Source organism: Cupriavidus sp. MEYA8 (assembly GCF_059278825.1).
In genome coordinates this window covers 281,267-304,343 of sequence record NZ_CM181221.1, presented here as the reverse complement: position 1 = coordinate 304,343, position 23,077 = coordinate 281,267, and the positions used below count along the sequence as shown (strand labels likewise).

At 67.7% G+C, this 23,077-nt stretch carries 24 protein-coding genes; 5 read left to right on the top strand and 19 right to left on the bottom strand.

What is annotated here, in order from left to right; all coding sequences use genetic code 11:
* Positions 1 to 36 precede the first annotated feature (36 nt).
* From bfr to AC5WJ1_RS01355, 10 genes are all read right to left on the bottom strand, one after another.
* Positions 37 to 516 (bottom strand): bacterioferritin, encoded by a 480-nt coding sequence (gene bfr, locus AC5WJ1_RS01400; RefSeq protein ID WP_133093592.1) that lies wholly within the window; start codon positions 514 to 516, stop codon positions 37 to 39.
* A 127-nt stretch (positions 517 to 643) separates the two neighbouring features.
* Positions 644 to 949: a (2Fe-2S)-binding protein gene (locus AC5WJ1_RS01395; RefSeq protein WP_494476326.1), complete on the bottom strand. Its 306-nt coding sequence runs from the start codon at positions 947 to 949 to the stop codon at positions 644 to 646.
* A 225-nt stretch (positions 950 to 1,174) separates the two neighbouring features.
* Positions 1,175 to 2,965: a phosphoenolpyruvate--protein phosphotransferase gene (gene ptsP, locus AC5WJ1_RS01390; protein ID WP_434033212.1), complete on the bottom strand. Its 1,791-nt coding sequence runs from the start codon at positions 2,963 to 2,965 to the stop codon at positions 1,175 to 1,177.
* A gap of 49 nt (positions 2,966 to 3,014) precedes the next feature.
* Positions 3,015 to 3,284 (bottom strand): HPr family phosphocarrier protein, encoded by a 270-nt coding sequence (locus tag AC5WJ1_RS01385; RefSeq protein WP_029046719.1) that lies wholly within the window; start codon positions 3,282 to 3,284, stop codon positions 3,015 to 3,017.
* Positions 3,253 to 3,708, bottom strand: coding sequence for a PTS sugar transporter subunit IIA (locus AC5WJ1_RS01380; RefSeq protein ID WP_133093589.1), 456 nt, complete (start codon positions 3,706 to 3,708; stop codon positions 3,253 to 3,255). The genes AC5WJ1_RS01385 and AC5WJ1_RS01380 overlap by 32 nt, the downstream gene beginning before the upstream one ends.
* 77 nt (positions 3,709 to 3,785) lie before the next feature.
* Positions 3,786 to 4,739, bottom strand: coding sequence for a glutathione synthase (gene gshB / locus AC5WJ1_RS01375; protein ID WP_133093588.1), 954 nt, complete (start codon positions 4,737 to 4,739; stop codon positions 3,786 to 3,788).
* A 23-nt stretch (positions 4,740 to 4,762) separates the two neighbouring features.
* Positions 4,763 to 6,058, bottom strand: coding sequence for a glutamate--cysteine ligase (gshA, locus tag AC5WJ1_RS01370; protein ID WP_133093587.1), 1,296 nt, complete (start codon positions 6,056 to 6,058; stop codon positions 4,763 to 4,765).
* A gap of 529 nt (positions 6,059 to 6,587) precedes the next feature.
* Entirely contained in the window at positions 6,588 to 8,144 is a 1,557-nt protein-coding gene (locus AC5WJ1_RS01365; RefSeq protein WP_135704321.1) for an ammonium transporter, read from the bottom strand.
* Positions 8,145 to 8,176: 32 nt separating this feature from the next.
* A complete protein-coding gene (locus tag AC5WJ1_RS01360; protein WP_010814843.1) occupies positions 8,177 to 8,515 on the bottom strand; it encodes a P-II family nitrogen regulator in 339 nt (112 codons plus the stop codon).
* Positions 8,516 to 8,568: 53 nt separating this feature from the next.
* A complete protein-coding gene (locus tag AC5WJ1_RS01355; RefSeq protein ID WP_135704320.1) occupies positions 8,569 to 9,366 on the bottom strand; it encodes a TorF family putative porin in 798 nt (265 codons plus the stop codon).
* 381 nt (positions 9,367 to 9,747) lie between these two features.
* Here AC5WJ1_RS01355 and AC5WJ1_RS01350 point away from each other — a divergent pair, with 381 nt between their 5' ends.
* Positions 9,748 to 10,026, top strand: a complete 279-nt coding sequence (locus AC5WJ1_RS01350) for an accessory factor UbiK family protein (protein ID WP_133093584.1) — start codon at positions 9,748 to 9,750, stop codon at positions 10,024 to 10,026.
* 95 nt (positions 10,027 to 10,121) lie between these two features.
* Entirely contained in the window at positions 10,122 to 11,663 is a 1,542-nt protein-coding gene (locus AC5WJ1_RS01345) for a YifB family Mg chelatase-like AAA ATPase (RefSeq protein WP_494476325.1), read from the top strand.
* A gap of 82 nt (positions 11,664 to 11,745) precedes the next feature.
* Here AC5WJ1_RS01345 and zwf read toward each other — a convergent pair whose 3' ends face one another.
* The 4 genes from zwf to AC5WJ1_RS01325 form a co-directional block, all read right to left on the bottom strand.
* The gene (gene zwf / locus AC5WJ1_RS01340; protein WP_133093582.1) at positions 11,746 to 13,242 is read right to left on the bottom strand and encodes a glucose-6-phosphate dehydrogenase; all 1,497 of its coding nucleotides are present in this window, start codon (positions 13,240 to 13,242) and stop codon (positions 11,746 to 11,748) included.
* A gap of 279 nt (positions 13,243 to 13,521) precedes the next feature.
* Positions 13,522 to 13,701, bottom strand: coding sequence for a hypothetical protein (locus AC5WJ1_RS01335; RefSeq protein ID WP_133093581.1), 180 nt, complete (start codon positions 13,699 to 13,701; stop codon positions 13,522 to 13,524).
* A 71-nt stretch (positions 13,702 to 13,772) separates the two neighbouring features.
* On the bottom strand, positions 13,773 to 14,414 hold the full coding sequence (locus AC5WJ1_RS01330; protein WP_063236625.1) for a LysE family transporter: 642 nt from the start codon (positions 14,412 to 14,414) through the stop codon (positions 13,773 to 13,775).
* 96 nt (positions 14,415 to 14,510) lie between these two features.
* Positions 14,511 to 15,122, bottom strand: a complete 612-nt coding sequence (locus AC5WJ1_RS01325; RefSeq protein ID WP_135704314.1) for a hypothetical protein — start codon at positions 15,120 to 15,122, stop codon at positions 14,511 to 14,513.
* 139 nt (positions 15,123 to 15,261) lie between these two features.
* On the opposite strand from AC5WJ1_RS01325, the gene AC5WJ1_RS01320 reads away from it, so the two are divergent.
* The 3 genes from AC5WJ1_RS01320 (at position 15,262) to AC5WJ1_RS01310 (ending at position 18,720) form a co-directional block, all read left to right on the top strand.
* Positions 15,262 to 15,789, top strand: coding sequence for a SoxW family protein (locus AC5WJ1_RS01320; RefSeq protein ID WP_255519879.1), 528 nt, complete (start codon positions 15,262 to 15,264; stop codon positions 15,787 to 15,789).
* Between the two features lie 120 nt (positions 15,790 to 15,909).
* Entirely contained in the window at positions 15,910 to 16,443 is a 534-nt protein-coding gene (locus tag AC5WJ1_RS01315) for a TlpA disulfide reductase family protein (protein WP_133093579.1), read from the top strand.
* 165 nt (positions 16,444 to 16,608) lie between these two features.
* On the top strand, positions 16,609 to 18,720 hold the full coding sequence (locus AC5WJ1_RS01310) for an ATP-dependent helicase (RefSeq protein ID WP_133093578.1): 2,112 nt from the start codon (positions 16,609 to 16,611) through the stop codon (positions 18,718 to 18,720).
* A 94-nt stretch (positions 18,721 to 18,814) separates the two neighbouring features.
* Here AC5WJ1_RS01310 and AC5WJ1_RS01305 read toward each other — a convergent pair whose 3' ends face one another.
* From AC5WJ1_RS01305 to AC5WJ1_RS01285, 5 genes are all read right to left on the bottom strand, one after another.
* The gene (locus AC5WJ1_RS01305; protein WP_135704310.1) at positions 18,815 to 20,011 is read right to left on the bottom strand and encodes a class I SAM-dependent rRNA methyltransferase; all 1,197 of its coding nucleotides are present in this window, start codon (positions 20,009 to 20,011) and stop codon (positions 18,815 to 18,817) included.
* 211 nt (positions 20,012 to 20,222) lie between these two features.
* A complete protein-coding gene (locus tag AC5WJ1_RS01300) occupies positions 20,223 to 20,531 on the bottom strand; it encodes an HP0495 family protein (RefSeq protein WP_133093576.1) in 309 nt (102 codons plus the stop codon).
* 49 nt (positions 20,532 to 20,580) lie between these two features.
* A complete protein-coding gene (locus AC5WJ1_RS01295) occupies positions 20,581 to 21,789 on the bottom strand; it encodes a D-alanyl-D-alanine carboxypeptidase family protein (RefSeq protein WP_133093575.1) in 1,209 nt (402 codons plus the stop codon).
* 66 nt (positions 21,790 to 21,855) lie between these two features.
* On the bottom strand, positions 21,856 to 22,497 hold the full coding sequence (locus tag AC5WJ1_RS01290) for an alpha/beta hydrolase (RefSeq protein WP_133093574.1): 642 nt from the start codon (positions 22,495 to 22,497) through the stop codon (positions 21,856 to 21,858).
* Between the two features lie 184 nt (positions 22,498 to 22,681).
* On the bottom strand, positions 22,682 to 23,002 hold the full coding sequence (locus tag AC5WJ1_RS01285; RefSeq protein WP_135704308.1) for a (2Fe-2S) ferredoxin domain-containing protein: 321 nt from the start codon (positions 23,000 to 23,002) through the stop codon (positions 22,682 to 22,684).
* Positions 23,003 to 23,077: the final 75 nt, after the last annotated feature.

Genomic DNA, 23,077 nt, shown 5'->3' with positions numbered 1-23,077 from the left:
TACTGCAGCGGCGGCCCGGCCTGTGGGACGGACGGCTTACTGCTCGCCCGGCTCCATCTGCGACTGCAGGTAGTTCTGCAGGCCGACCTTGTCGATCAGGTCCAGCTGCGTTTCCAGGTATTCGATGTGTTCCTCGGTGTCGGTGAGGATATCGACCAGGATTTCGCGGCTGACGTAGTCGCCGACCGATTCGCAGTAGGCGATGCCTTCCTTGACGGTCTGGTGCGCGGTATGCTCCAGCTTCAGGTCGCACTTGAGCATTTCGGGCGTGTCTTCGCCCAGCAGCAGCTTGTGCAGGTCCTGCAGGTTGGGCAGGCCGTCCAGCATCAGGATGCGTTCGATCAGGCGGTCGGCATGCTTCATTTCGCCGATCGACTCCTTGTACTCGACGTCACCGAGCTTTTTCAGGCCCCAGTGGCGATACATGCGAGCGTGGAGGAAATACTGGTTGATCGCGGTCAGCTCGTTCTTGAGCTGGGCGTTCAGATGCTGGATGACCTTCTTGTCACCTTTCATTGGCGGCTCCTGTTGCATCGGGCCCGCGCAAAAACACGAAGCGGCGCCATTGGCGCCGCGTGCAGTCGGTGAGAATAGAAATGCGCAAAACGCGCCGTGAACTGACTTTCAGTTCACATGGGCGCGTTCAGGCAACCAGCGCCTTGCGCCGGTCGTTCGCGACTGCCGGGTCCCGAGTGTCCATTATGGTACATGGGCCCGACACGGAACAGGAAGAAATCTCCACAACCTGGATGCTGGCGAGAGTGGCCTTGGTGACGTTGCGCACCGCTGCAACGCCTTCCTGCAACACTTGCTGCGCGCAGTCGCGGCAGCGTCCGCAGCACGTGCCGACGCCAAGCGTCTCGGCCAGTTCGTCGAGGGTCTCGACGCCCAGGTGAGCGGCACCGTGGATCTCACGATCGGTGATCTGGTTGCAGATGCAGACGTACACAAGTCCCTCCGTTGGGGCGCGTGGCACCGGCATGCCACTGCGAATGAACGTCAGAATATCAGAGATCGAAAATGATAACAATTCCCATTAGCGACGTGGGAACGTCTCTTCACATCGGATGGTAAAACTGCCTTAGGCGCGATAAGAAGGCGGCGAAAGCGGCACTCATTAACAGGCTCAAGTGTCTTTCCTGCCGCCTCGGAGGCTCGAAAAACCCTGACGTTGTCAGGGTCTGGCGATCTGGCTCAGCGCGGCCGCGAGGTCCTCGGGGTCATAGGCATTGAGCACCTGGTCGACCAGCGGCTCCAGGTGCTCGCAATTGGCGTGCAGGATCTCCTGCTTGACCCGCAGCAGCTGCGCCGGGTGCATCGAGAACTCGCGCAGGCCCATGCCCAGCAGCAGCCGCGTCATGGAAGGATCGCCCGCCATTTCGCCGCACACTGCCACCGGCACGCCGGCGCGGTTGGCCTCGCGGATGGTGCGCGCCACCAACTGCAGCACGGCCGGGTGCAGCGGATCGAACAGGTGCGCCACGGCATTGTCGGCGCGGTCGATCGCCAGCGTGTACTGGATCAGGTCGTTGGTGCCGATGGACAGGAAATCCATCTTGCGCAGGAACAGTGGCAGCAGCAGCACCGCCGCCGGGATCTCGATCATGGCGCCGACCTTCATGCCGGGGTCGTACGGCTCGCCGCGCTCGTCCAGCTGACGCTTGGCCTTGGCGATCAGCGCCAGGGTCTGGTCGATCTCGCTGGCGTGCGCCAGCATCGGCACCAGCAGCCGCACCGGACCGAAGGCCGAAGCGCGCAGCAGCGCCCGTAGCTGGGTCAGGAACATGGTCGGCTCCGACAACGACCAGCGGATCGCGCGCAGCCCCAGCGCCGGGTTCAGCGCCGTCTCGAAGTCATCGCCGCGCCCGTCGCCGCGGCCATCGCGTCCGTCGCGGCCGTCTAGCGGCTTGTCCGCGCCGATATCGATGGTGCGGATGGTCACCGGCAGCCCGTGCATGGCATCCACCGCGGCGCGGTAGGCCTGGAACTGCTCGTCCTCGTCCGGCAGATCGCCACGCCGGTTCATGAACAGGAACTCGGACCGGAACAGGCCGACGCCCACCGCACCCGCAGACAGCGCCGCGCCGGCGTCCTCGGCCATCTCGATATTGGCCAGCAGCTCGATCTCGAGCCCGTCCAGCGTCACCGCCGGGGTATGGCGCAGCCGCTGCAGGCGCTTCTTCTCCAGCGCGCGCTCGCTCTGCCGGTGGCGGTATTCCTCCAGGATGATGGCGGTCGGGTCGACGATCACCAGCCCGGCATCGCCATCGATGATGATCCAGTCGTCCTGCCGGATCAGCTCGCTCGCGCACTGCACCCCAACCGCGGCCGGGATATCCAGGCTGCGCGCGACGATGGCGGTGTGCGAGGTGCGCCCGCCCAGGTCGGTGACAAAGCCGTGGAACACGGTGTGGCGGAACTGCAGCATGTCGGCCGGGGCGATGTCATGGGCCACCACGATCACGCCCGGCGCCGGCTCGCCGTCCGCCGCCAGCGCCGGCACCGGCGCTGGCACCAGCACGGGGGCGCCGGCCAGCGCCTTCAGGATGCGCTCGACCACCTGCTGGATATCGGCCTTGCGCTCGCGCAGGTATTCGTCCTCGATCTCGTCGAACTGGCGCATCAGTTCTTCGAGCCGCGTGGTGAGTGCCCACTCGGCGTTGTAGCGGCGGCCCCGGATCAGCGCCTCAGGCTCGCGCGCGAGCGCCTCGTCGTCGAGGATCATCGCGTGCACGTCGAGGAAGGCGCCCATCTCCTCGGGCGCGTCGCGCGGCAGGTCGCGCTTGAGCGCCGCCAGTTCCGCGCGCACCGCCGCGCGCGCGGCGCGCAGCCGTTCGACTTCGGCATCGAGCTGGTCTTCATCGACCAGGTAGTGCGACACATCCAGCGCCGCGGGCGCGAGCAGGTGCGCGCGCCCGATGGCGACGCCGCGCGAGACCGGGATGCCGTGCAGGGCGAAAGGCATGTACCGCTCCGTCAGGAACGTTTAAGAATTCGAAGTTGCGGGACCGGGCTCACTCTCCCTCACCAAACCGGTTGGCGATCAGCGCCAGCAACGCGTCCATCGCTTCCTGCTCGTCGGGTCCGTCGGTCTCGAGGGTCACCGTGGAGCCGATGCCGGCCGCCAGCATCATCACGCCCATGATGCTCTTGGCATCGACCTGGCGCCCGTTGCGGGACATCTTGACCTGGCTGACGAAGCTGCCTGCGAGCTGGGTCAGCTTGGCGGACGCGCGTGCATGCAGTCCGAGCTTATTGATGATGGTGGTGTCCCTCTGCAGCATATTTGTCGGGATGGTTGGCGGTTTGGTTCTGTACGGTGGTGGTGCCGACCTGCAGCACGCCCTGCGAGCCGCCCGCCAGCGCCTTGTTGGCGAGCTGGTCGAGCTTTTCGTTGCGGTAGCAGATGGCGCGCACGAGCATGGGCAGGTTGACGCCGGCCAGCACGCGCACGCGGCCCTGCTCGGCCAGGCGCGCGGCGATATTGGCCGGGGTCGCGCCGAAGATATCGGTCAGGACCAGGGCGCCGTTGTCTTCGCAGACGGCGGCCAGGCGGCGCCTGGCCTCGGCCAGCACCGCGGCGGGGTCCGCGTCGGGAAGGACGTCGATGGCTTCCAGCCCTTGCGGCTGGCCGCAGTAGACGTGGGCGGCGCAATCGCGCAGGGCCGAAGCCAGCGGGGTGTGCGCGATGATCAGGATGCCTGCCATGATGGTGAATCCGTTGGATTGCCCAGATTGTAGCAGGCGGCCCCCCGCGCTCCCGCTGCCAGCCGGGATGGTTCCGGTCAGCTGCCGGCGGCGCCCACGGCGTGTTCCAGCGCGTCGATGAACATCGCCGCGACGTGGAACCCGGTCTGCTGGGTGATTTCCTGGAAGCAGGTCGGACTCGTCACATTGACTTCCGTCAGGTAGTCGCCGATCACGTCCAGGCCCACCAGCAGCAGGCCCTGCTCCCACAGCCCCGGCGCCAGCGACTCGGCGATCTCGCGGTCGCGCTGGCTCAGTTCCTGGGCGCGGCCGCTGCCGCCGGCGGCCAGGTTGCCGCGCACTTCGCCGGCCATCGGCACGCGCGCCAGCGAATACGGCACCGGCACGCCGCCGATCAGCAGGATGCGCTTGTCGCCGTCCTTGATCGCCGGGATATAGCGCTGCACCATCAGGGTGCGGGCGCCGTCCTGGCCCAGCGTCTCGACGATGGCGGCCAGGTTCATGCCGTCAGAGCCCACCCGGAACACGCCCATGCCGCCCATGCCGTCGAGCGGCTTGACGATGATGTCGCGGTGCTCGGCATGGAAGTCGCGGATGCGCGCCAGGTCGCGCGTGACCAGCGTCGGCGTGATGAATTCCGGATGCTGGGCGATCGCCAGCTTCTCGGAATGGTCGCGGATCGCACGCGGCTTGTTGAACACGCGCGCGCCCTGCTGCTCGGCCAGCTCCAGCAGCCAGGTGCTGGTGACGTATTCCATGTCGAACGGCGGATCCTTGCGCATCAGCACCGCGTCGAAGGCCGACAGCGGTTCCAGCGCGCTGTTGCCTTTGCGGTACCAGGCCTTGTCGTCATCCGTCAGGTGCAGGCGCGTCGCCAGCGTCTCGACGGTGCTGCCAGACAGGCACAGCTGCGGCTGCAGGCACCAGTACAGCTCGTGGCCGCGCGCGGCGGCCTCGGTCATCATGGCGTAGGTGGAGTCCTTGTAGGTCTTGAAGGTCTCCAGCGGATCGGTGATGAAGAGGATGCGCATCAGTCAGGACTCGTCAGGGCTCGTCACAGGATCGGGTTCGGGTCAGTCTTTTCGAGTTCGATCGACGCCGCCAGCAGCGCCAGCCGCGCCACCACGCCGTACATATAGAAGCGGTTCGGCACCGCAGCGCCCGGCTTGGCATGGCTGTCGGGGATGCCGTTGGGGGCAAACGCCAGCGGCACGAAATGCATGCCCGGGGCGTTCAGGTTTTCATCGTTGCCGCGGCCCGTGTGCACGCGGTAGAAGCCGCCGACCACGTAGCGGTCGATCATGTAGACCACCGGTTCGGCCACCGCCTCGTTGACCTTCTCGAAGGTGTGCACGCCTTCCTGGATGATGACGTCGCTGACCTCGAGGCCTTCCTTGACGACGCTCATCTTGTTGCGCTCTTTCCGGTTCAGGCCCTTGACCTCGGACGGGTCGCGCACGGTCATGATGCCCATGCCGTAGGTGCCGGCATCGGCCTTGACCACCACGTACGGCGTTTCCTTGATGCCGTACTCTCGGTACTTCTTGGCGACCTTCTTCAGCACGCCCTCGACCGCGTCGGCCAGCTCTTCCTCGCCCACGCGCTCGTGGAAATTCACCCCGGTGCAGCGGGCAAAATACGGGTTGACCATCCACTGGTCGATGTCGATCAGCTTCGCGAATTTCTTGGCCACCTCGTCATAGGCGGCAAAGTGGCTGGTCTTGCGGCGGGTCGACCAGCCGGCGTGCAGCGGCGGCAGCAGGTACTGCTCGTTGATGTTTTCCAGGATGGGCGGGATCCCGGCCGACAGGTCGTTGTTCAGCAGGATCGAACACGGATCGAAGTCCTTCAGCCCCAGCCGGCGGCCCTTGGTGCCCAGGCGCGCCAGCGGCTCGACCACCAGGGTCTGGCCGTCGGGCAGCTCGATCGGGGTCGGCTCGGTGATTTCCTCGGACAGCGAGCCCAGGCGCACATTCAGCCCCGCCTGGCGCATGATCAGCGACAGCCGCGCCACGTTCTGCAGGTAGAACATGTTGCGCGTGTGACGTTCCGGAATCAGCAGCAGGTTCTTGGCATCGGGGCAGATCTTCTCGATCGCCGCCATCGCCGCCTGCACGGCCAGCGGCAGCATTTCCGGGGCCAGGTTGTTGAAGCCGCCCGGAAACAGGTTGGTGTCGACCGGCGCGAGCTTGAAGCCGGCGTTGCGCAGGTCCACCGAACAATAGAACGGAGGCGTATGTTCCTGCCATTCCAGCCTGAACCAGCGCTCGATCGACGGGGTGGCGTCCAGGATCTTCTTCTCGAGTTCGAGCAGAGGACCGTTCAGCGCGGTGATGAGATGCGGGACCATATCCATCCTATAGATCGTCTTTATCGTTCGCCCCGATTGTAGAGGAACGGCCAAACAGGCGCTGGCCCACTCCTGATAAGGATATGCAGGCCATGGCATGAGGGATAACGATATGGGGATGCCGCGCGGGATATAAAGGGCGCTGGCGCAGCGGACAAAAAAAAGCGCGGCATCGCCGCGCCTTTAAATGGCCTGACAGATACGGGGAGCGTTCTGCAGGTGGAGGAAACTGCCTCACTGGCAATGTATGTGCCCCGCACATTAAAGACAATTGAAGCTTTTTAAGATCGGATTTAAGCACTTTGCGAAAAGCCCACGGGCGTGCCGGGGAGATCGGCCGCCAGCCCGCATCAGCATTGGACTGGCGGCTTTTGCGAGTTTTCTCCGGCCAGCCGCCCAGCGAGCCGGTGTGGCGTTGTGTGCGGTGCTAATGCCTGCTTGATAAGACAAGAAAAAAGCCCGGCACGCGGCCGGGCAAAGCTCCTGAGAGACGATTCCCAATCAGCTCTCCAGCACAACACCTTGGCGATCAGCCTTCATACGCGGTCTCGCCGTGCGAGGTGATATCCAGGCCCTCGCGCTCTTCATCTTCCGGCACCCGCAGGCCGATCAGCATGTCCACCAGCTTGTAGGCCACGAAGGAAACGATGCCCGACCACACCACCGTGGTCAGCACGCCCTCGAACTGGACCCACAGCTGGCCGGCGATCGAATAGTCTTCCGCCACCTTGTTGGCCACGTAGTCGTAGATGCCGGTGCCGCCCAGGCTAGGCGCGGCGAACACGCCGGTCAGCAGCGCGCCCACGATGCCGCCCACGCCGTGCACGCCGAACACGTCCAGCGAGTCATCCATGCCCAGCATGCGCTTCAGGCCGGTCACACCCCACAGGCACAGCAGGCCAGCCACCAGGCCCATCACGATCGAGCCCATCGGGCCGACGAAGCCGGCTGCCGGGGTGATCGCCACCAGGCCGGCCACCGCGCCCGAGGCACCGCCCAGCATCGACGGCTTGCCCTTGCCGATCCACTCGCCGAAGGTCCACGCCAGCACCGCGGCGCAGGTCGCCAGCAGCGTGTTGACGAAAGCCAGCGCGGCACCGGCGCTCGCTTCCAGGCCCGAGCCGGCGTTGAAGCCGAACCAGCCGAACCACAGCAGCGAGGCACCGACCATGGTGAAGGTCAGGCTGTGCGGACGGATCGCCTCGCGGCCGAAGCCGATGCGCTTGCCGAACAGATACGCGCCCACCAGGCCCGCCACGGCGGCGTTGATGTGCACCACGGTGCCGCCCGCGTAGTCGAGCGCGCCCTTCTGGAACAGCCAGCCCGACTTGGCGGTCGCGGCAGCGCCGGCGGCAGCGTCGGTGTAGGCGTCAGGACCCGGCCAGAACCAGACCATGTGCGCCATCGGGATGTAGGAGAAGGTGAACCACAGCACCACGAACACCAGCACGGCCGAGAACTTGGCGCGCTCGGCGAAGGCGCCGATGATCAGGCCGCAGGTGATGCAGGCGAAGGCGCACTGGAAGGCGAAGAAGCCCAGCTCCGGGATCACCACGCCCTTGCTGAAGGTGGCCGCCATGGCTTCCACCGTGAGGCCCTTCATGAAGAGCCGGTCGGTGCCGCCGAAGAAGGCGTTGCCCTCGGTGAAGGCGAAGCTGTAGCCGTAGATCGCCCACAGCAGCGCCACCAGCGAGAAGATCACCAGGCACTGCATCAGCACCGACAGCATGTTCTTGGAACGCACCAGGCCGCCGTAGAACAGCGCCAGGCCCGGCAGCGTCATCAGGATGACGAAGGCGGTGGCCACCAGCAGCCAGGCCACGTCGCCCTTGTTGGGCTGCGGCGCCGCCGGTGCGGCGGCGGCTTCGGCGGCAGCGGCCGGGGCCGCCGCCGCGGGGGCGGCAGCGGGCGCGGGTGCCGCTGCAGCGGCGGCGGGCGCGGGGGCGGCGGCCGAGGCGGCCGGGGCCGAAGCCTCCGCCGCCGGCTTGTCCTGTGCGGCGGCCGGCGCGGACATGCCCACTCCCGCCGTGCCGATGGCCAGCGCCATTGCGCCGGCCGTCAGGAATCGCTTGATCCAGGTTTTCATGTGATTAGCCTCTGTCTCTATGCTGTCTTGGGTCACAGGGCATCGCCGCCGGTCTCGCCGGTGCGAATGCGGATGACCTGCTCGATCGGTGCCACGAAGATCTTGCCGTCGCCGATCTTGCCGGTGCGGGCAGATTTCTCGACCGCCTCGATGGCTCGCTCGACCACGTCGTCGGGCACCGCCACCTCGATCTTCACCTTGGGCAGGAAGTCGACGATGTACTCGGCGCCGCGGTACAGCTCGGTATGGCCCTTCTGGCGGCCGAAGCCTTTCACTTCGGTGACGGTGATGCCGGACACGCCCACGTCCGACAGCGCTTCGCGCACTTCGTCGAGCTTGAACGGCTTGATGACTGCGATGATGAGTTTCATCCGGGTTCTCCTTGGGGCAGGCTCGCTTCAGCCTGCCCGGCCTGCAGCGGTGATTAGAAAGTCTTGGTGAGCGAGGCCCAGGCCGCCGCCTTGCCCAGGTAGCGGCCGCGGTTGGCGCTGGTGTACACCGACTCCTTGGCATTGGTGTCGACGTAGGCCACCGCCAGCGAGAAGCCCTTGCCGAGATCCTTGGTCAGGCCGATTTTCCAGTCGGTGTACGACGCGTCGCTGAAGTGCGCCACGCCCTGGTAGCCCACGTGCGCATTCAGCGTCAGGTCCCAGAAGTTCAGCGGCACGTTGGCCGTCAGGTCGACGTAGTAGCTGTTCTTGCTGTCGTTGAAGCCAAACAGGTTGGTCACCGAATGGGAGTACTTCAGGAATACCGGACCCCAGCCGATGCCGGCGTACAGCTCGGTCGTATAGGGACGCGGGTTGTTGTAGCCGCCCGGGTAGTAGTAGGTCAGCACGCCCAGGTCGTAGTTGAATTCGAGGTCGGACACCTTGAAGGTGTTCTTGAAGCCACCGTAGAAATCCATTTCCACCGGTGCCGACACCGAGGGGTTGGCGTCCTCGAGCCAGCTGATGCTCGAGTTCCAGTTGCCCACGTAGAAGCCGCTCGAATGGGCGTAGTCGAAGCCGCCCTGGATGGCCGGGCGCAGGTTGGTCTGGCTGATGCCGCGATAGCGGTAGTCAGAGACCAGCGACACGTTGGCCGTAAAGGTATGCGGCGATGCCGGCTCGGCAGCGGCGGCGGCGGCGGGCGCTGCTGCCGCGTCGGTGCTTTGGGCATACGCGGTGGCGGCGGCGCCGGACAGGACGACCGCGCTGACTGCAAGGGCCAACTTCTTCATGAATTTCTTCTCCTTTTCCCGGGATGGCTCGGATTTCGTTTGTTGGATTTTGGTGAGGCAGGCGCGATCACTACTGCAACTGCCGTGCCAGCCGCTGCGAAATCGGTGAACCGAAACCCCATCCTGGCCGCGCCGGTGACCCAAGCCGCGCTTCAATCTGCCTTGCGACAAAGCCTGATCGGGTGAAAAGGTGTGAAGGCAGGCACGCCGGAGCTTTCCCCCACGTGCCGCACCGGCGATAATTGAGACCTGACGGTGGCAGCGTGCGCCCGCACCAGGGAATTCCGCCCGCATTCAGGGCGCCCAAAACCAGTGCGAAAGCGCGCGATACGCCAGATGCCTACCGGGATTGGCACCAGTTAGGTGCGCAAAGGAGAAACCATGAAACCGACCGATCTCTTCAACGACCTGCAGAACAAGGTCAGCGAGGCGCTGCGCAATTCGCCGGCAAGGGACATCGAGAAGAATGTGCGCAGCATGATGACGCAGGGCTTCGCCCGGCTCGACCTGGTCACCCGCGAGGAATTCGACGTGCAATCGCAGGTGCTGGCCCGTACCCGCGCCCGGCTGGAAGAGCTGGAAGCCCGCGTGGCCGAACTCGAGCGCCGCGCCGGCATCCCGCCCGGCGCCGGTGCGGTGGACTCCACCGGAGGCGCGTGAGACCGCCAGTCCGCGCTGACCACACCAGCCTGCCTGAAGGCCGCCAATCCTGGCGGCCTTCTTCGTTAACGATTCGATGACATGGAGGGCCTGACATGAGTCTTGCCGTCCTGCGCAGCCGCGCGCTGACCGGCATCGCCGCGCCCCCGGTGCGCGTGGAAACGCACCTGGCCAACGGCCTGCCGGTGTTCACCATCGTCGGCCTGGCCGACACCGGCGTGCGCGAGAGCCGCGAGCGCGTGCGCGCCGCCATCCTCAACAGCGGCTACGAATTTCCCAACCGGCGCATCACCGTCAACCTGGCCCCGGCCGACCTGCCCAAGGAATCGGGGCGCTTCGACCTGGCCATCGCGCTGGGCATCCTCGCCGCCAGTGGCCAGATCCCGTCCGAGGCGCTCGACGCCCACGAATTCGCCGCCGAGCTGTCGTTGTCGGGCGAGCTGCGGCCGGTGCGCGGCGCGCTGGCCATGGCGATGTGCCTGGCGCAGGACAACGCCGCATGCCACGCGGCCGGCGCCGCCCCACGCGCTTTCCTGGTGGCCCGCGACAATGGCCCCGAAGCGGCATTGATCGAAGACCTGGCCGTCCACGCCGCCGCCACGCTGCGCGAGGTATGCGAGCACCTCGGTGGCCAGCCGGACGCGCGCCTGCCGCGCGCCGCCCCCGCCGCGCTGCCGAAGTCGAGCGCCAGCGGACCCGACATGCGCGACGTGCGCGGCCAGGCGCAGGCACGCCGGGCCATGGAAGTCGCCGCCGCGGGACAGCATTCGGCCTTGCTGGTGGGCCCGCCAGGCACCGGCAAGTCGATGCTGGCGCAACGGCTGCCGGGCCTGCTGCCGCCGATGTCGCTGCAGGAGGCGCTGGAATCCGCGGCGGTCATGAGCCTGACGCCGGGCGGCTTCCGCACCGAACTGTGGGGCCGGCGCCCCTGCCGCGCGCCGCACCACACCGCGTCGGGCCCGGCCATGGTTGGCGGCGGCGGCAACCCGCGGCCGGGCGAGATCTCGCTGGCGCACCACGGGGTCCTGTTCCTGGATGAATTGCCCGAATTCGACCGCCGGGTGCTCGAAGTCCTGCGCGAGCCGCTGGAGTCCGGTCGCATCACCATCGCGCGCGCCAATGGGCACGCCGACTTTCCCGCGTGCTTCCAGTTCGTGGCGGCGATGAACCCGTGCCCGTGCGGCTACCTCGGGCATCCCGACCGGCCATGCCGCTGCACCCCCGACCAGGTGCGCCGCTACCAGTCGCGCATTTCCGGGCCGATGCTCGACCGGATCGACCTGCAGATCGAAGTGCCCGCCCAGGACCAGGGCGAGATGCTCGACGGCCCGCCGGGCGAGCCCAGCGCCGCGGTGCGCGAGCGCGTGCTGGCGGCGCGGGCGCTGCAGCTGTCGCGGCAAGGCAAGCCCAACAGCGAACTGGGCGGCCGCGAGATCGAGCAGCACTGCGTGCTGGAGCCGCAGGCACAGGCGCTGCTGCGCGGCGCGATGACGCGGCTGGCGTGGTCGGCGCGCTCGTACTTCCGCGTGCTGAAGGTGGCGCGCACGGTTGCCGACCTCGATCGCGCCGAGGTGCTGACCGCCAGCCACGTGGGCGAGGCGATCCATTACCGGCGGGCGCTGCGGATGGCCGGCTAGCGCCAGCCGCGGCGAAGCGGCGGGGACAGCCTCGATCCGGACGACCGGCGCGCCGGTCCGCAGTTGGCGGTGGCGGCGGCGGTCAGGCTTCCTCCGACCACTGCACGCCCTCGCGCGCCATGAACGCCGAAGACGCCGCCGGCCCCCAGGTGCCGGCGGTGTAGGGCCGCGGGCCTTCGTCCTGGTGCCGCCAGGCTTCCAGGATCGGATCGACCCAGGTCCACGCGGCCTGCAGCTCGTCGCGTCGCACGAACAGCGCCAGCCGGCCCCGGATCACGTCGAGCAACAGCCGCTCGTAGGCTTCGGCGCGGCGCGTGGTGAAGGCCGAGTCCAGGTTCAGCGCCAGGCTCAGCGGCTTGAGCTTCATGCCTTCGCCCGGCTGCTTGACCATCAGCATCAGCCGCACCGACTCTTCCGGCTGCAGCCGGATCACCATGCGGTTGGCGCGCAGCGTGCTGCCGGGATCGAAGATCGAGTGCGGCACCCCGGCAAACTGGATCACCACCTCGGTCACCCGTTCCTGCATGCGCTTGCCGGTGCGCAGGTAGAACGGCACCTTGTTCCAGCGCCAGGTACCCAGCTCCGCGCGCATCGCGACGAAGGTCTCGGTGCGGCTGTCCGCCGGGATGCCGTCTTCCTGCAGGTAGCCGGGCACCAGCTCGCCGCCGATGGCGCCCGCGGTGTACTGGCCGCGCACCGTGTTGCGGCGCACGTCCTCGGGCGACATCGGGCGCAATGAGCGCAACACCTTGAGCTTCTCGTCGCGCACGGCGTCCGAGTTCAGCGATGCGGGCGGCTCCATGGCCAGGATGCTGACCAGTTGCAGCAGGTGGTTCTGGATCATGTCGCGCATGGCGCCGGCCTCGTCGTAGAAGCCGCCGCGCGAGCCCACGCCGACCGTCTCGGCCACGGTGATCTGCACGCTGCACACGAACGGCGTGCGCCACAGCGGCTCGAAAATCGAATTGCCGAAGCGCAGCGCCATCAGGTTCTGCACCGTCTCCTTGCCGAGGTAGTGGTCGATCCGGTAGGTGCGGTCTTCGCTGAAGTAGCGCGTCACTACCTCGCTGATGGCAATGGCCGAGGCGAGGTCGACCCCCAGCGGCTTCTCCAGCACCAGCCGGGTGTCGTCGGCAATCAGGCCGTGCCCGGCCAGGTTGTCGCAGGTCTGGGCGAACAGGCCCGGCGGCATCGCCATGTAGTAGATGCGCAGCGCTTCGCTGCGCAGCGCCTTCCCCAGCGTCTCGTAGTGGCCGGGCTGCGAGGCATCGACCCGGACGAAGTCGAGCCGCTGCAGGAACGCGCGCCACTTGTCGGGATCGAGGTAGCGCGCATCGACGAACGGCTGCGCGCGCTCGTCGGCAAAACGCGCGAAGGCTGCGGCATCCCATTCATGGCGGCCCACGCCGATGATGCGCGTGCCCTCGGGCAGGTTGCCGTCGCGATGGCACATGTACAGCGAGGGCAGCAGCTTGCGGGCCGACAGGTCGCCGGTGCCGCCGAAGATCACAAGATCCACCGGCCGTGGATCGGGCGTGCCGAAGGAGGAAGCTGAAAACGCGGAACGGGCGGTAGGCATGGAGGGCTCCTTGCTTGCCGGGAACACCGGCGCGATGTGGGTCGGGCAGCGCGAGCCCGGCCGGCACGCGCGGCAAGCCGCATGAACCATGCCAGTGAGCACGCTGGCCCCCACCCCGGCGCAGGCACAGGCGCGGGTCACAGCGCGCCCGGCACGATGCCGCGGCATGGACCGCCATACTTTGCGCCCCCAGCGTGACAGGCGAACCATGCCGGGCGCCGCGCCGCAGCGACGAAAGGGAGGAAGGCCTAAAGCGGCCCCGGCGGGCCGCGGCGATCCCTACGCGCGTTTTCCGATTGGCGTCGCCACCGGCGGCTCGACCGGCGGCGGCACCGGATCTTCTTCCGGCGGCAATGGCAAGTCGGGAGGCACGCCCGGCGGCGACGGTTCTTCCACCGGAGGCACGGTGTGGCGCGGCAGCATGCGCGCGCCGGCGCGGGGAATCGGCGAGGCTGGCATTTGGGGCTCTCCGTGGCCGGGGGGTTCCCCTCATTGAAGCAAACCCCGAGGGTTGGCGCCAGTGCCGGCGCTCAGGCGTGCTGCCGGCGCACGAAGAACAGCGCCGCGCCAACCGCCATCAGCACGCTGCCGAAGAAGCGGTTCTGCCAGCGCACCGCGCGCGCGTTGCGGAACAGGCCCTGCATGCGCGAGGCCAGCAGCGCGTAGCCGTGCATCACCACCAGGTCGACGCAGCACATGGTCAGCGCCAGGATGGCCAGCTGCGGCGCCAGCGGGTGGTTCGGGTCGATAAACTGCGGTAGCACCGCGACCATGAAGATGATGCCCTTGGGATTGGTCACGTTGGTCAGCAGCCCGGTGGCGAAGCGCCGGCGTGGGCTCATCACGGCCACGCGGGCGGGACCCTCGCTGGCGCCTTCGCTGCTTTGCACCTTCGCGCGCCACTGCTGCAAGCCCAGGTAAATCAGATACAGCGCGCCCACGGTCTTCACCACCATGAAGGCCTGCTCCGAGGCCAGCAGCAGCGCGCCCAGCCCGCCGCCGGCCACCAGCAGCACGATTACCAACCCCGTCTGCAGGCCGAAGATCGTGGTGGTGGTCTTGCGCAGGCCATACGACAGGCCGTGGCTCATCGACAGCACCGCCCCCGATCCCGGCGACACCGCAATCACCCAGCACGCGGCGAAATAAGCCAGCCACACTTCCCAACGCATTTCGATTCTCCTAGACGACAACTGCCCGACAACTGCCGCCGCCGCACTGACGCGGCCCGGCGCAAACCCTGTATTCCTGCGGCGTCCTGCGGGACCTCAGAACGGGTGGAAGCCGCCGAGGAACTGCTCCACCTGCTCGGCCTGGCGCTGGTCGCGCGCGGCGTCGCCGGACTCCAGCACCACCGCCTGGTAGGCGCGCGCGCCCACCGCCACCAGCCGCGCGGTCAGCCGCCGCGGCGACTGGTCCTGCGGCGACACGCCGCTGGCCTGCACTTCCACGCCGGCCAGCGGCCGCCCCGGCTTGTCGGCGGTCGTGATCGTGACCGGGCGCGTACGCGCCGGCTCGCCCGACGACGTGCCCAGGTTGGCCAGCAGGCCCGCCTGCATCGCCGCCAGCGCCTCGCGCCGCAGCGCTTCGTCGTCGGCAGGCAGCGTGACCACGCCCACGGCGAATAGCGTGTCGTCGACGCGCGCCGCCTCCATCGTCATCGGCAGCTTGCGGCCGGCGATGGTGACGTCGCGCGCGGCGCTGCTGGGCTTGCCGGGGTAGAGCGCGGCATAGGCGCCCTCGCCGGACTGGATCGTGCGCCAGTCATAGCGGGGCGAACAGGCGCAGAGGGCCAGCGCCGCGCATACGGCGGCGCGGCGCAGCATGGGACTGCGGGCCAGGGCGGCCAGGCTCGACGACTGGGGCGAAAGAGGACGCATGGGGAAGCGTGTGGCGGACAGCGCGCGCAGGCCATGGAGCGGCTCTGGCGGCCGCCGTCGCCTGCGGGCGGAAACCGGTATTATCGCGGAAGTGGCGCCCCGGTGCATGGTGCGCCGCCTGACAGTCTTTCCCGACCGCATGCCTGTTCCCGCCCTGCCCCGCCTCGCCGTACCAGCCCGGTCCGCGCTGCTCCGACTAGCGCAACTGGCGCGACTGGCCGCCTGCACGCTGCTGGCAACGGCCGCCGGCGCGGCGCTGGCCGCGGGCACGGCGCACCTGCCTGCCGCCACCGACCTGGCCGCGCATGGCGCCGAGGCCGCGCAACGTGGCGAGCCGCTGGTGCTGCTGGTGTCGATGCCAGGATGCGGCTATTGCGACGCGGTGCGCCGCAACTACCTCGGCCCGCAGGCCGCCGCCGGCGAGATCGCGGTGCGCGAGCTCGACCTGACCGCCGCCACGCCGCTGCGCGATGCCGACGGCAGCATGACCACCGCGCGCGACTGGGCGCGGGCGCACCAGGTGCGGGTGGCGCCGACGGTGCTGTTCCTCGATCGCCAGGGCCGCGCCGCCGCCAGTCCGCTGCGCGGCATGCAGCCCGATTTCTACGGCGCCTACCTGGAGCAGGCGCTGGACCAGGCACGCGCCGCCATCGCCACACGGCGCTGAACCGCGCGGTGGCGCCGGCATTGCGACAGATTGACGCAAGCAGACCGCGCGCAACACCGCGGCGCCCGCGGCATTAGAATGTGTCGTTGCCCGAAGAGAATTCGCCTTCCTCCGCCTCCCATGACCACTTCCACTTCCGCCAAGTCCTCCCGCAAGCCCTGGCCCATCGTCGCCGCAGTCGTCGTACTGGCGCTGCTGGGCTGGTTCGGCTACCGCGCGCTGGCGCCCTCCAACGCCGCGCCGGCCGCCACGTTCACGCTGCTGTCGGGCGAGAAGGTCAGCACCGCCGACCTGAAGGGCAAGGTCTACCTGGTCAATTTCTGGGCCACCAGCTGCGCCACCTGCGTCAAGGAAATGCCCGACATGGTCAAGACCTACGAGCAGTTCAAGGGCAAGGGGCTGGAGTTCGTCGCCGTGGCGATGAACTATGACCCGCCGATGTACGTGATGAACTACGCCAAGACGCGCGGGCTGCCGTTCAAGGTCGCGATGGATTCGGACGGGTCCGCCGCCAGGGCCTTCGGCAATGTGCAGCTGACGCCGACCACCTTCGTGGTCGACAAGGACGGACGCATCCTCAAGCGTTATGTCGGCGAGCCCGAGTGGGATGCGCTGCACAAGCTGCTGGACGGCGCGCTGGCAAAGTCTGCGTAACGCTGTCACCCGCCGCCGCCCGCAACATTCAGGAAAAGGTGCTCATCGAGCACCTTTTTTATTGGTTCGTGCCCCATCCCGCGCAAAGCGGCTTGCACTGCCGGGCTGTATGGATATACAGTTAGCGCCAGCTTTTTTTGCCCGCCCCATTCCTCTTTCCTGCCTGTGTCACTCGACCTTGCCCCCGCCGCGGACCTCGAATCCGCCCTTGCCCCCGATGCGGCCGACGCAGGCCCCGCCTACCTGTCCAGGCTCAACCCGGAGCAGCGCGCCGCGGTCGAGCACGGCAGCGACGGGCCGCTGCTGATCATCGCCGGCGCGGGCTCGGGCAAGACCAACACGCTGGCGCACCGGGTCGCGCACCTGGTGCTGGGCGGCGCCGATCCGCGCCGCATCCTGCTGCTGACCTTCTCGCGCCGCGCCGCCGCCGAAATGGGCCGGCGCGTCGAGCGCATCGTCGACCAGGCGCTGGGCACGCAGACCGGCGCGGGCCGCGCGGCGCTGCAGTGGTCGGGCACCTTCCACGCCATCGGCGCGCGCCTGCTGCGCGAGTACGCCGAGACGCTGGGCCTGTCGCCCGCCTTCACCATCAGCGACCGCGGCGATGCGGCCGACCTGATGCACGTGGTGCGCCACGACCTGGGCCTGTCCGAGACCGCGAGCCGCTTTCCCAAAAAAGAGACCTGCCTGTCGATCTACTCGCGCGTGGTCAACACGCAGGCGCCGCTGGAGGACGTGCTCAAGCAGCAGTTCCCGCGCTACGCGATGTGGGCCGATGCGCTGCGCACGCTGTTTGCCGGCTATGTCGAGGCCAAGCAGAAGCAGCACGTGCTCGACTACGACGACCTGCTGCTGTACTGGGCGCAGGCCATGGCAGAGCCGGCCATCGCGCAGGACATCGGCGCGCGCTTCGACCACGTCCTGGTCGACGAATACCAGGACACCAACGCACTGCAGGCGTCGATCCTGCTGGCCATGCGGCCCGATGGCCGCGGCCTGACCGTGGTCGGCGACGATGCGCAGTCGATCTACGCGTTCCGCGGTGCGACCGTGCGCAATATCCTCGATTTCCCGCAGCAGTTCACGCCGCCCGCGCAGCAGGTGACGCTGTCGCAGAACTACCGCTCGACGCAGCCGATCCTGCAGGCCGCCAACGCCGTGATCGGACTGGCGGCCGAGCGCTATACCAAGGATCTCTGGTCCGAGCGGCTGTCGGCCGAGAAGCCCGGCATCATCGTCGTCAACGACGAGGCCGACCAGGCGCGCTACGTGGTCGAGCAGGTGCTGGCGCGGCGCGAGGCCGGCCTGGCGCTGATGGCGCAGGCGGTGCTGTTCCGCGCCGCCGACCACAGCGCGCAGGTGGAGATCGAGCTGGCGCGGCGCAATATCCCGTTCGTGAAGTTCGGCGGGCTCAAGTTCCTGGAATCGACGCACGTGAAAGACGTGCTGGCCGTGGTGCGCTGGCTGGAAAACCCGCGCGACCGCATGGCAGGCTTCCGCACGCTGCAGCTGCTGCCGGGCATCGGCCCCAAGACCGCGGCACGTGTGCTCGACGCGCTGGCGCTGGCCACCGAGCCGCTGTTCTCGCTGCAGGAATTCGAGCCGCCGCCGGCCGCTGCCCCCGCGTGGGCCGACCTGCTGACGCTGGCGCGCGCGCTGATGGCGCCGGCCTCGCCGTGGCCGTCGGAGTTCGAGCAGGTGCTGGCCTGGTACACGCCGCACCTCGAACGCCTGCACGACGACGCCGCCGCGCGCCAGGCCGACCTGCAGCAGCTGGAACGCATCGCCGCCACCTACGGCGCGCGCGAGCGCTTCCTGACCGAGCTGACGCTGGACCCGCCCAGTGCGTCGAGCGATGAATCCGGCGTGCCGTCGCGCGACGAGGACTACCTGATCCTGTCGACCATCCACTCGGCCAAGGGGCAGGAGTGGAAGGCAGTATATGTGCTCAATGCCGTCGATGGCTGCATGCCGAGCGACCTGGCGACGGGAACGACCGAAGAGATCGAGGAAGAACGGCGGCTGCTGTATGTGGCGATGACGCGCGCCAAGGACCATCTGGACGTCGTCGTGCCGCAGCGCTTCTACGTGCACCAGCAGGTGGGCTTTGGCGACCGGCATGTGTATGCGTCGCGCACGCGGTTCATCCCGAATCGCGTGATGCCGAATTTCCACAGCCGGGCATGGCCGCCGCCGCCGATGCCGGGCGAGGGGAAGGCAAAGCCGGCGCTGGCGCCGGTGGACCTGGCCAGCCGGATGCGGAATATGTGGCGGTAGTCTCGTCGCGCCGTTTTTCTCCCCTCTCCCGCGCGCGGGATAGGGGAGAAAACAAGCGGCGCGCTAGGGCTGTCGCCGCTTCCGGATCGCAGCGTTACCCCACCTTCTCCAGCAGCAACCCCTTCAGGTACTCCCCTTCCGGGAACGCCGCCAGCATCGGGTGATCGGTGCCGGCCGACAGCCTGCGCAGGATGCGCGCATCCGCCCGCGCATCGGTCATTGCGCCCGCCACGATCTTCTGGAACAGCTCCATGCTGATCGCGCCCGAGCACGAGTACGTGAACAGCAAACCGCCTGGCCGCAGCAGCTGCGTGCCGACCAGGTTGATCTCCTTGTACGCACGCGCGGCACGGTCGATATGCTGCGCCGACGGCGCGAACTTGGGCGGGTCCAGCACGATCAGGTCGAACTGACGCCCTTCGGCGCGGAATTCGCGCAGCGTCTTGAACACGTCAGCGTCGAGCCAGGTCGCGCGCTCCGGATCGAACCCGTTCAGGGTGACGTTGCCCGCGGCAATCTTCAGCGCCTCGCCCGACGAATCGATCGACGTCACCGACTTGGCCCCGCCGCGCAGCGCGGCCAGCGAGAAACCGCCTGTATAGCAGAAGCAGTTCAGCACCTCGCGCCCTTCGGCCAGGTCGCCCACCAGCTTGCGGTTGTCGCGCTGGTCGACGTAGAAGCCGGTCTTGTGGCCGTTGCGCACGTCGACGTAATAGCGCACGCCATGCTCGGTCACCGACAGCGCCGGATCGGGCTCCGCGCCGGCCAGCACGCCGGTCACCAGCTCCAGCCCCTCGCGCTGGCGCACGGCGGCGTCGGAGCGTTCATAGACGTTGGGGCAGCCAGTCTCCTTGACCAGCGCCTGCACGATCGCGGTCTTCCAGTGCTCCACGCCGGCCGCATTGAACTGGCACACCAGCTGGCCCGTTTCCCCACTGCCGTAGTAGTCGACGATCAGCCCCGGCAGCCGGTCCGATTCGCCGAAGATCAGGCGCACCGCATCGCTGTCCTTCACCCACTGGCGCCGGTAGGCGATGGCCGCGGCCACGCGGCGCTTGAACAGCGCGTGGTCGACCGGCTCGTTTTCGTCGAAGGTCCACACGCGCGCACGGATCTGCGATTCGGGGCTGTAGGCGGCCTTGGCCAGGAAGCGGCCGTCGGCGGCGCGCACGGTCACGGTCGAGCCCGGCTCGCAGCGGCCTTCGGTGGTGGCGATGCCGGTGGCATAGATCCACGGGTGGCGGCGCAGCAGCGATTTTTCCTTGCCGGGTTTCAGGGTGATGGTGTTCATGTCGGTATGGGGAGGATGCGTGCCGCAGCCGCGGTGTTTGGCTCCCTGCGGTGCGGCTCCCCTCTCCCGCCTGCGGGAGAGGGGTTGGGGGAGAGGGCGGGAGTGTCAACAAAGTGACGGGCGTCGGCATTGCCAGCGCCTGCCCTCTCCCCCGGCCCCTCTCCCGCGCGCGGGAGGGGGGAGCAAACAATCAGGAAAGATACGTCAGCGGTTACAGCACCACCTTCACCATCGGATGCGAAGTCAGCGCCCGGTACAGGTCGTCCAGCTGCTCGCGGCTGGTCACCCACACCGTCACGGTGAGTCCGAGATAGTTGCCCTTGCTCGAGGGCCGCATCTCCATCTTGCCCGCATGGAAGTCCGGATCGAACTCCTGCACCAGCGTGACGATGGCCTCGGCAAAGCCGTCCTGCATCGAGCCCATCACCTTGATCGGGAAATGGCTCGGGTATTCGATCAGCGACTGCTCCGGCGGGATATCGCCGGGCTTGTTGCCGCTGCCCTGGTTGTCGGAAGTCATGTCGTTTTCTCCGGCGCGGCCCGGCAAATCTCCAGGCCGCGCGTGCCAATCACTTGCGCTTGAACCACAGGCGGATGGTGTCCCACAGGCGGCCGAAGAAACCGGCCTCGGGCACTTCTTCCAGCGCCACCACGGGGAACTCGGCCACCTTGTTGGCGCCGTCCATCAGCTTGACCATGCCCACCTGCTGGCCCGCCGCGATCGGCGCGATCATCAGTTCCTGGCGCTCCAGCACCGGCTTCAGGCGACCGCCGGTGCCCTTGGGCACGGTGACGAAGGTCTCGTGCTGCACGCCGATCTTGACCGTGCCGGCCTTGCCCTTGTAGATCTCGGGCGTGGCCAGCACCTGCCCCTTGTCGTACAGGCGCAGCGTGTCGAAGAACTGGAAGCCGTAGTTGAGGATCTTCAGGCTTTCCTGCGTGCGCACCTGTTCGGTGGTGGTGCCGATCACGATCGAGATCAGGCGGCGCTGGCCGTTGGGCACGTTGGCCAGCGGACGCTGGGCCGACGAGATCAGGCAATAGCCGGCGGACTTGGTGTGGCCGGTCTTGACGCCGTCCACGGTCGGGTCGATGTACAGCAGGCGGTTGCGGTTGGGCTGCCTGATCTTGTTATAGGTGAACTCCTTCTGCGAGTACATGGCGTAGTACTCGGGGAAGTCCTTGATCAGGTGCGTGGTCAGCGTCGCCAGGTCCACCGCGGTGGTGTAGTGGTTCGGGTCGGGAATGCCGTCGGTGTTGGTGAAGTGGGTGCTCTTCATGCCCATGCGCTGGGCCTCGCGGTTCATCATCGCGACGAAGCCCTCTTCCGAGCCGCCCACTGCCTCGGCCAGCGCCAGCGCGGCGTCGTTGCCCGACTGCACGATCAGGCCCAGCAGCAGGTCCTGCACGCTGACCGGCTTGTTGGGCTCGATGAACATGCGTGACTCGTCGCTTTTGACCTTGAGCACGAGGTTGGTCGGCACCACGGTCTGTTCCAGCGTCAGGCGCTTTTCCTTGAGTGCCTCGAACGCCAGGTAGGCGGTCATCAGCTTGGTCAGCGAGGCCGGCTCGATGCGCTGGTCGGCATTCTGCGAGGCCAGCGCCTGGCCGCTGGTCACGTCATACAGCATCCACGACTTGGCGGCGACCTGCGGCATCGGCACGCCCTGCGCAAGGACGGCGGCGGGCGCGGCGGCCAGCGTGGCCGTGGCGACGGCAGCGACGATGGCGGCGGGTGCAAAGGCGGAGGAAAGGCGTGTCGTGGCTCTATTCAGCATTGTTTCTGTTTCCGACAAGAAAGGGATCGTGCGGGACGGGATGGCGCGGTGACGAAGCTGCGCCGCTCACCGGTCCCACGCGTTGACGACGAGCTGCTTGATCAGGTGCAGCTTGCGGTGAAAGAAATGGTCGGCGCCGGGGATGACGATCACCGGCAGCTCCTGCGGGCGCGCCCAGTCGAATACGCTGGCGAGCGGCACGGTGTCATCCTGCTCGCCGTGTATGACGATGGTGTCGGCGGGCACCTCGGCCACCTGCCAGCGGCTCGCTGCGGTGCCGACCAGCACCAGGCGCTGCGCCGGCGTGCCGGCCTCGGCCAGGCGCCGGGCCACGTGCGTGCTGACAAAGCTGCCGAAGGAGAAGCCGCCCAGCGCCAGCGGCAGCGTCGCGGCCTGCGCCGACCACGCGGTCTGCTCGCGCATCCAGGCGACGACTGCCAGCAGGTCGTCCTGCTCGCCGACGCCATTGTCATGCTCGCCGGCGGTCGCGCCGACGCCGCGGAAGTTGGGGCGCACGGTGGCATAGCCCAGCTGCACGAAGGCGCGCGCCAGCGTCTGCGCGACCTTGTTGTCCTTGGTGCCGCCGAACAGCGGATGCGGGTGGGCAACCAGCGCCAGGCCCCGTGGCTCGCCTTGCGGCAGGTCCACCGAAACGTCGATCGCGCCGACGGGGCCGGCGATGGAAAGTACCTGGGTATGCGCGTTCATAGGACGGTCAGGGCAATCAGGAGGCAATCAGGAGGCGGTCAGGATGGCGCTTCTGGATGGTGATACGCCGGCTGGCTCTACCCGGAAATCCCGGGGCAAGAAATGAAAAAACCGTCCGGCGTGCGGGCGGCGGGGTCTGGCATCGGCGCTGCGGCATCGGCAGCGCCTTGGGCTTCGTTCCCGTTCAGCGGTCCACCATCAGCCGCTCGACCGGCTTGCCGTTGAGCAGGTGGCTGTCGATGATTTCATCGATGTCGTGCTCGTCCACATACGTGTACCAAATTGCCTCGGGGTAGACCACCAGCACCGGCCCGAGTTCACACCGGTTCAGGCAGCCCGCCTTGTTGATGCGCACGCGGCCTTCGCCGCCGGCGATGCCGAGTTCCTTGCAGCGCCTCTTGGCGTATTCCTGCATGGCCTTGGCGTTGAAATTGGCGCAGCAGTTCTCGCCGGCCTCGCGCTGGTTCAGGCAGAAGAAGACGTGGTGCTGGTAGTAGCTGCTCATGCGATGCGGTGACAAGGAGGGCGGGCCCGCGCGGCGGCACGACCGCGGGACGTTGAACGGAAGCTCGGAATTATA

Excerpts from the sequence above, each read along its gene's own strand:
- AC5WJ1_RS01330 (WP_063236625.1), bottom strand. The coding sequence starts at position 14,414 with ATGCGTTGGGAAGTGTGGCTGGCTTATTTCGCCGCGTGCTGGGTGATT.
- AC5WJ1_RS01380 (WP_133093589.1), bottom strand. The coding sequence starts at position 3,708 with ATGGCAGGCATCCTGATCATCGCGCACACCCCGCTGGCTTCGGCCCTG.
- zwf (WP_133093582.1), bottom strand. The coding sequence starts at position 13,242 with ATGCCTACCGCCCGTTCCGCGTTTTCAGCTTCCTCCTTCGGCACGCCC.
- AC5WJ1_RS01355 (WP_135704320.1), bottom strand. The coding sequence starts at position 9,366 with ATGAAGAAGTTGGCCCTTGCAGTCAGCGCGGTCGTCCTGTCCGGCGCC.
- gshB (WP_133093588.1), bottom strand. The coding sequence starts at position 4,739 with ATGCGCATCCTCTTCATCACCGATCCGCTGGAGACCTTCAAGACCTAC.
- AC5WJ1_RS01385 (WP_029046719.1), bottom strand. The coding sequence starts at position 3,284 with ATGCTGCAGAGGGACACCACCATCATCAATAAGCTCGGACTGCATGCA.
- gshA (WP_133093587.1), bottom strand. The coding sequence starts at position 6,058 with ATGGTCCCGCATCTCATCACCGCGCTGAACGGTCCTCTGCTCGAACTC.
- AC5WJ1_RS01295 (WP_133093575.1), bottom strand. The coding sequence starts at position 21,789 with ATGCTGAATAGAGCCACGACACGCCTTTCCTCCGCCTTTGCACCCGCC.
- AC5WJ1_RS01345 (WP_494476325.1), top strand. The coding sequence starts at position 10,122 with ATGAGTCTTGCCGTCCTGCGCAGCCGCGCGCTGACCGGCATCGCCGCG.
- AC5WJ1_RS01300 (WP_133093576.1), bottom strand. The coding sequence starts at position 20,531 with ATGACTTCCGACAACCAGGGCAGCGGCAACAAGCCCGGCGATATCCCG.
- AC5WJ1_RS01335 (WP_133093581.1), bottom strand. The coding sequence starts at position 13,701 with ATGCCAGCCTCGCCGATTCCCCGCGCCGGCGCGCGCATGCTGCCGCGC.
- AC5WJ1_RS01305 (WP_135704310.1), bottom strand. The coding sequence starts at position 20,011 with ATGAACACCATCACCCTGAAACCCGGCAAGGAAAAATCGCTGCTGCGC.
- AC5WJ1_RS01285 (WP_135704308.1), bottom strand. The coding sequence starts at position 23,002 with ATGAGCAGCTACTACCAGCACCACGTCTTCTTCTGCCTGAACCAGCGC.
- AC5WJ1_RS01290 (WP_133093574.1), bottom strand. The coding sequence starts at position 22,497 with ATGAACGCGCATACCCAGGTACTTTCCATCGCCGGCCCCGTCGGCGCG.
- bfr (WP_133093592.1), bottom strand. The coding sequence starts at position 516 with ATGAAAGGTGACAAGAAGGTCATCCAGCATCTGAACGCCCAGCTCAAG.
- AC5WJ1_RS01360 (WP_010814843.1), bottom strand. The coding sequence starts at position 8,515 with ATGAAACTCATCATCGCAGTCATCAAGCCGTTCAAGCTCGACGAAGTG.
- AC5WJ1_RS01315 (WP_133093579.1), top strand. The coding sequence starts at position 15,910 with ATGACCACTTCCACTTCCGCCAAGTCCTCCCGCAAGCCCTGGCCCATC.
- AC5WJ1_RS01325 (WP_135704314.1), bottom strand. The coding sequence starts at position 15,122 with ATGCGTCCTCTTTCGCCCCAGTCGTCGAGCCTGGCCGCCCTGGCCCGC.
- AC5WJ1_RS01365 (WP_135704321.1), bottom strand. The coding sequence starts at position 8,144 with ATGAAAACCTGGATCAAGCGATTCCTGACGGCCGGCGCAATGGCGCTG.
- AC5WJ1_RS01320 (WP_255519879.1), top strand. The coding sequence starts at position 15,262 with ATGCCTGTTCCCGCCCTGCCCCGCCTCGCCGTACCAGCCCGGTCCGCG.
- AC5WJ1_RS01350 (WP_133093584.1), top strand. The coding sequence starts at position 9,748 with ATGAAACCGACCGATCTCTTCAACGACCTGCAGAACAAGGTCAGCGAG.
- ptsP (WP_434033212.1), bottom strand. The coding sequence starts at position 2,965 with ATGCCTTTCGCCCTGCACGGCATCCCGGTCTCGCGCGGCGTCGCCATC.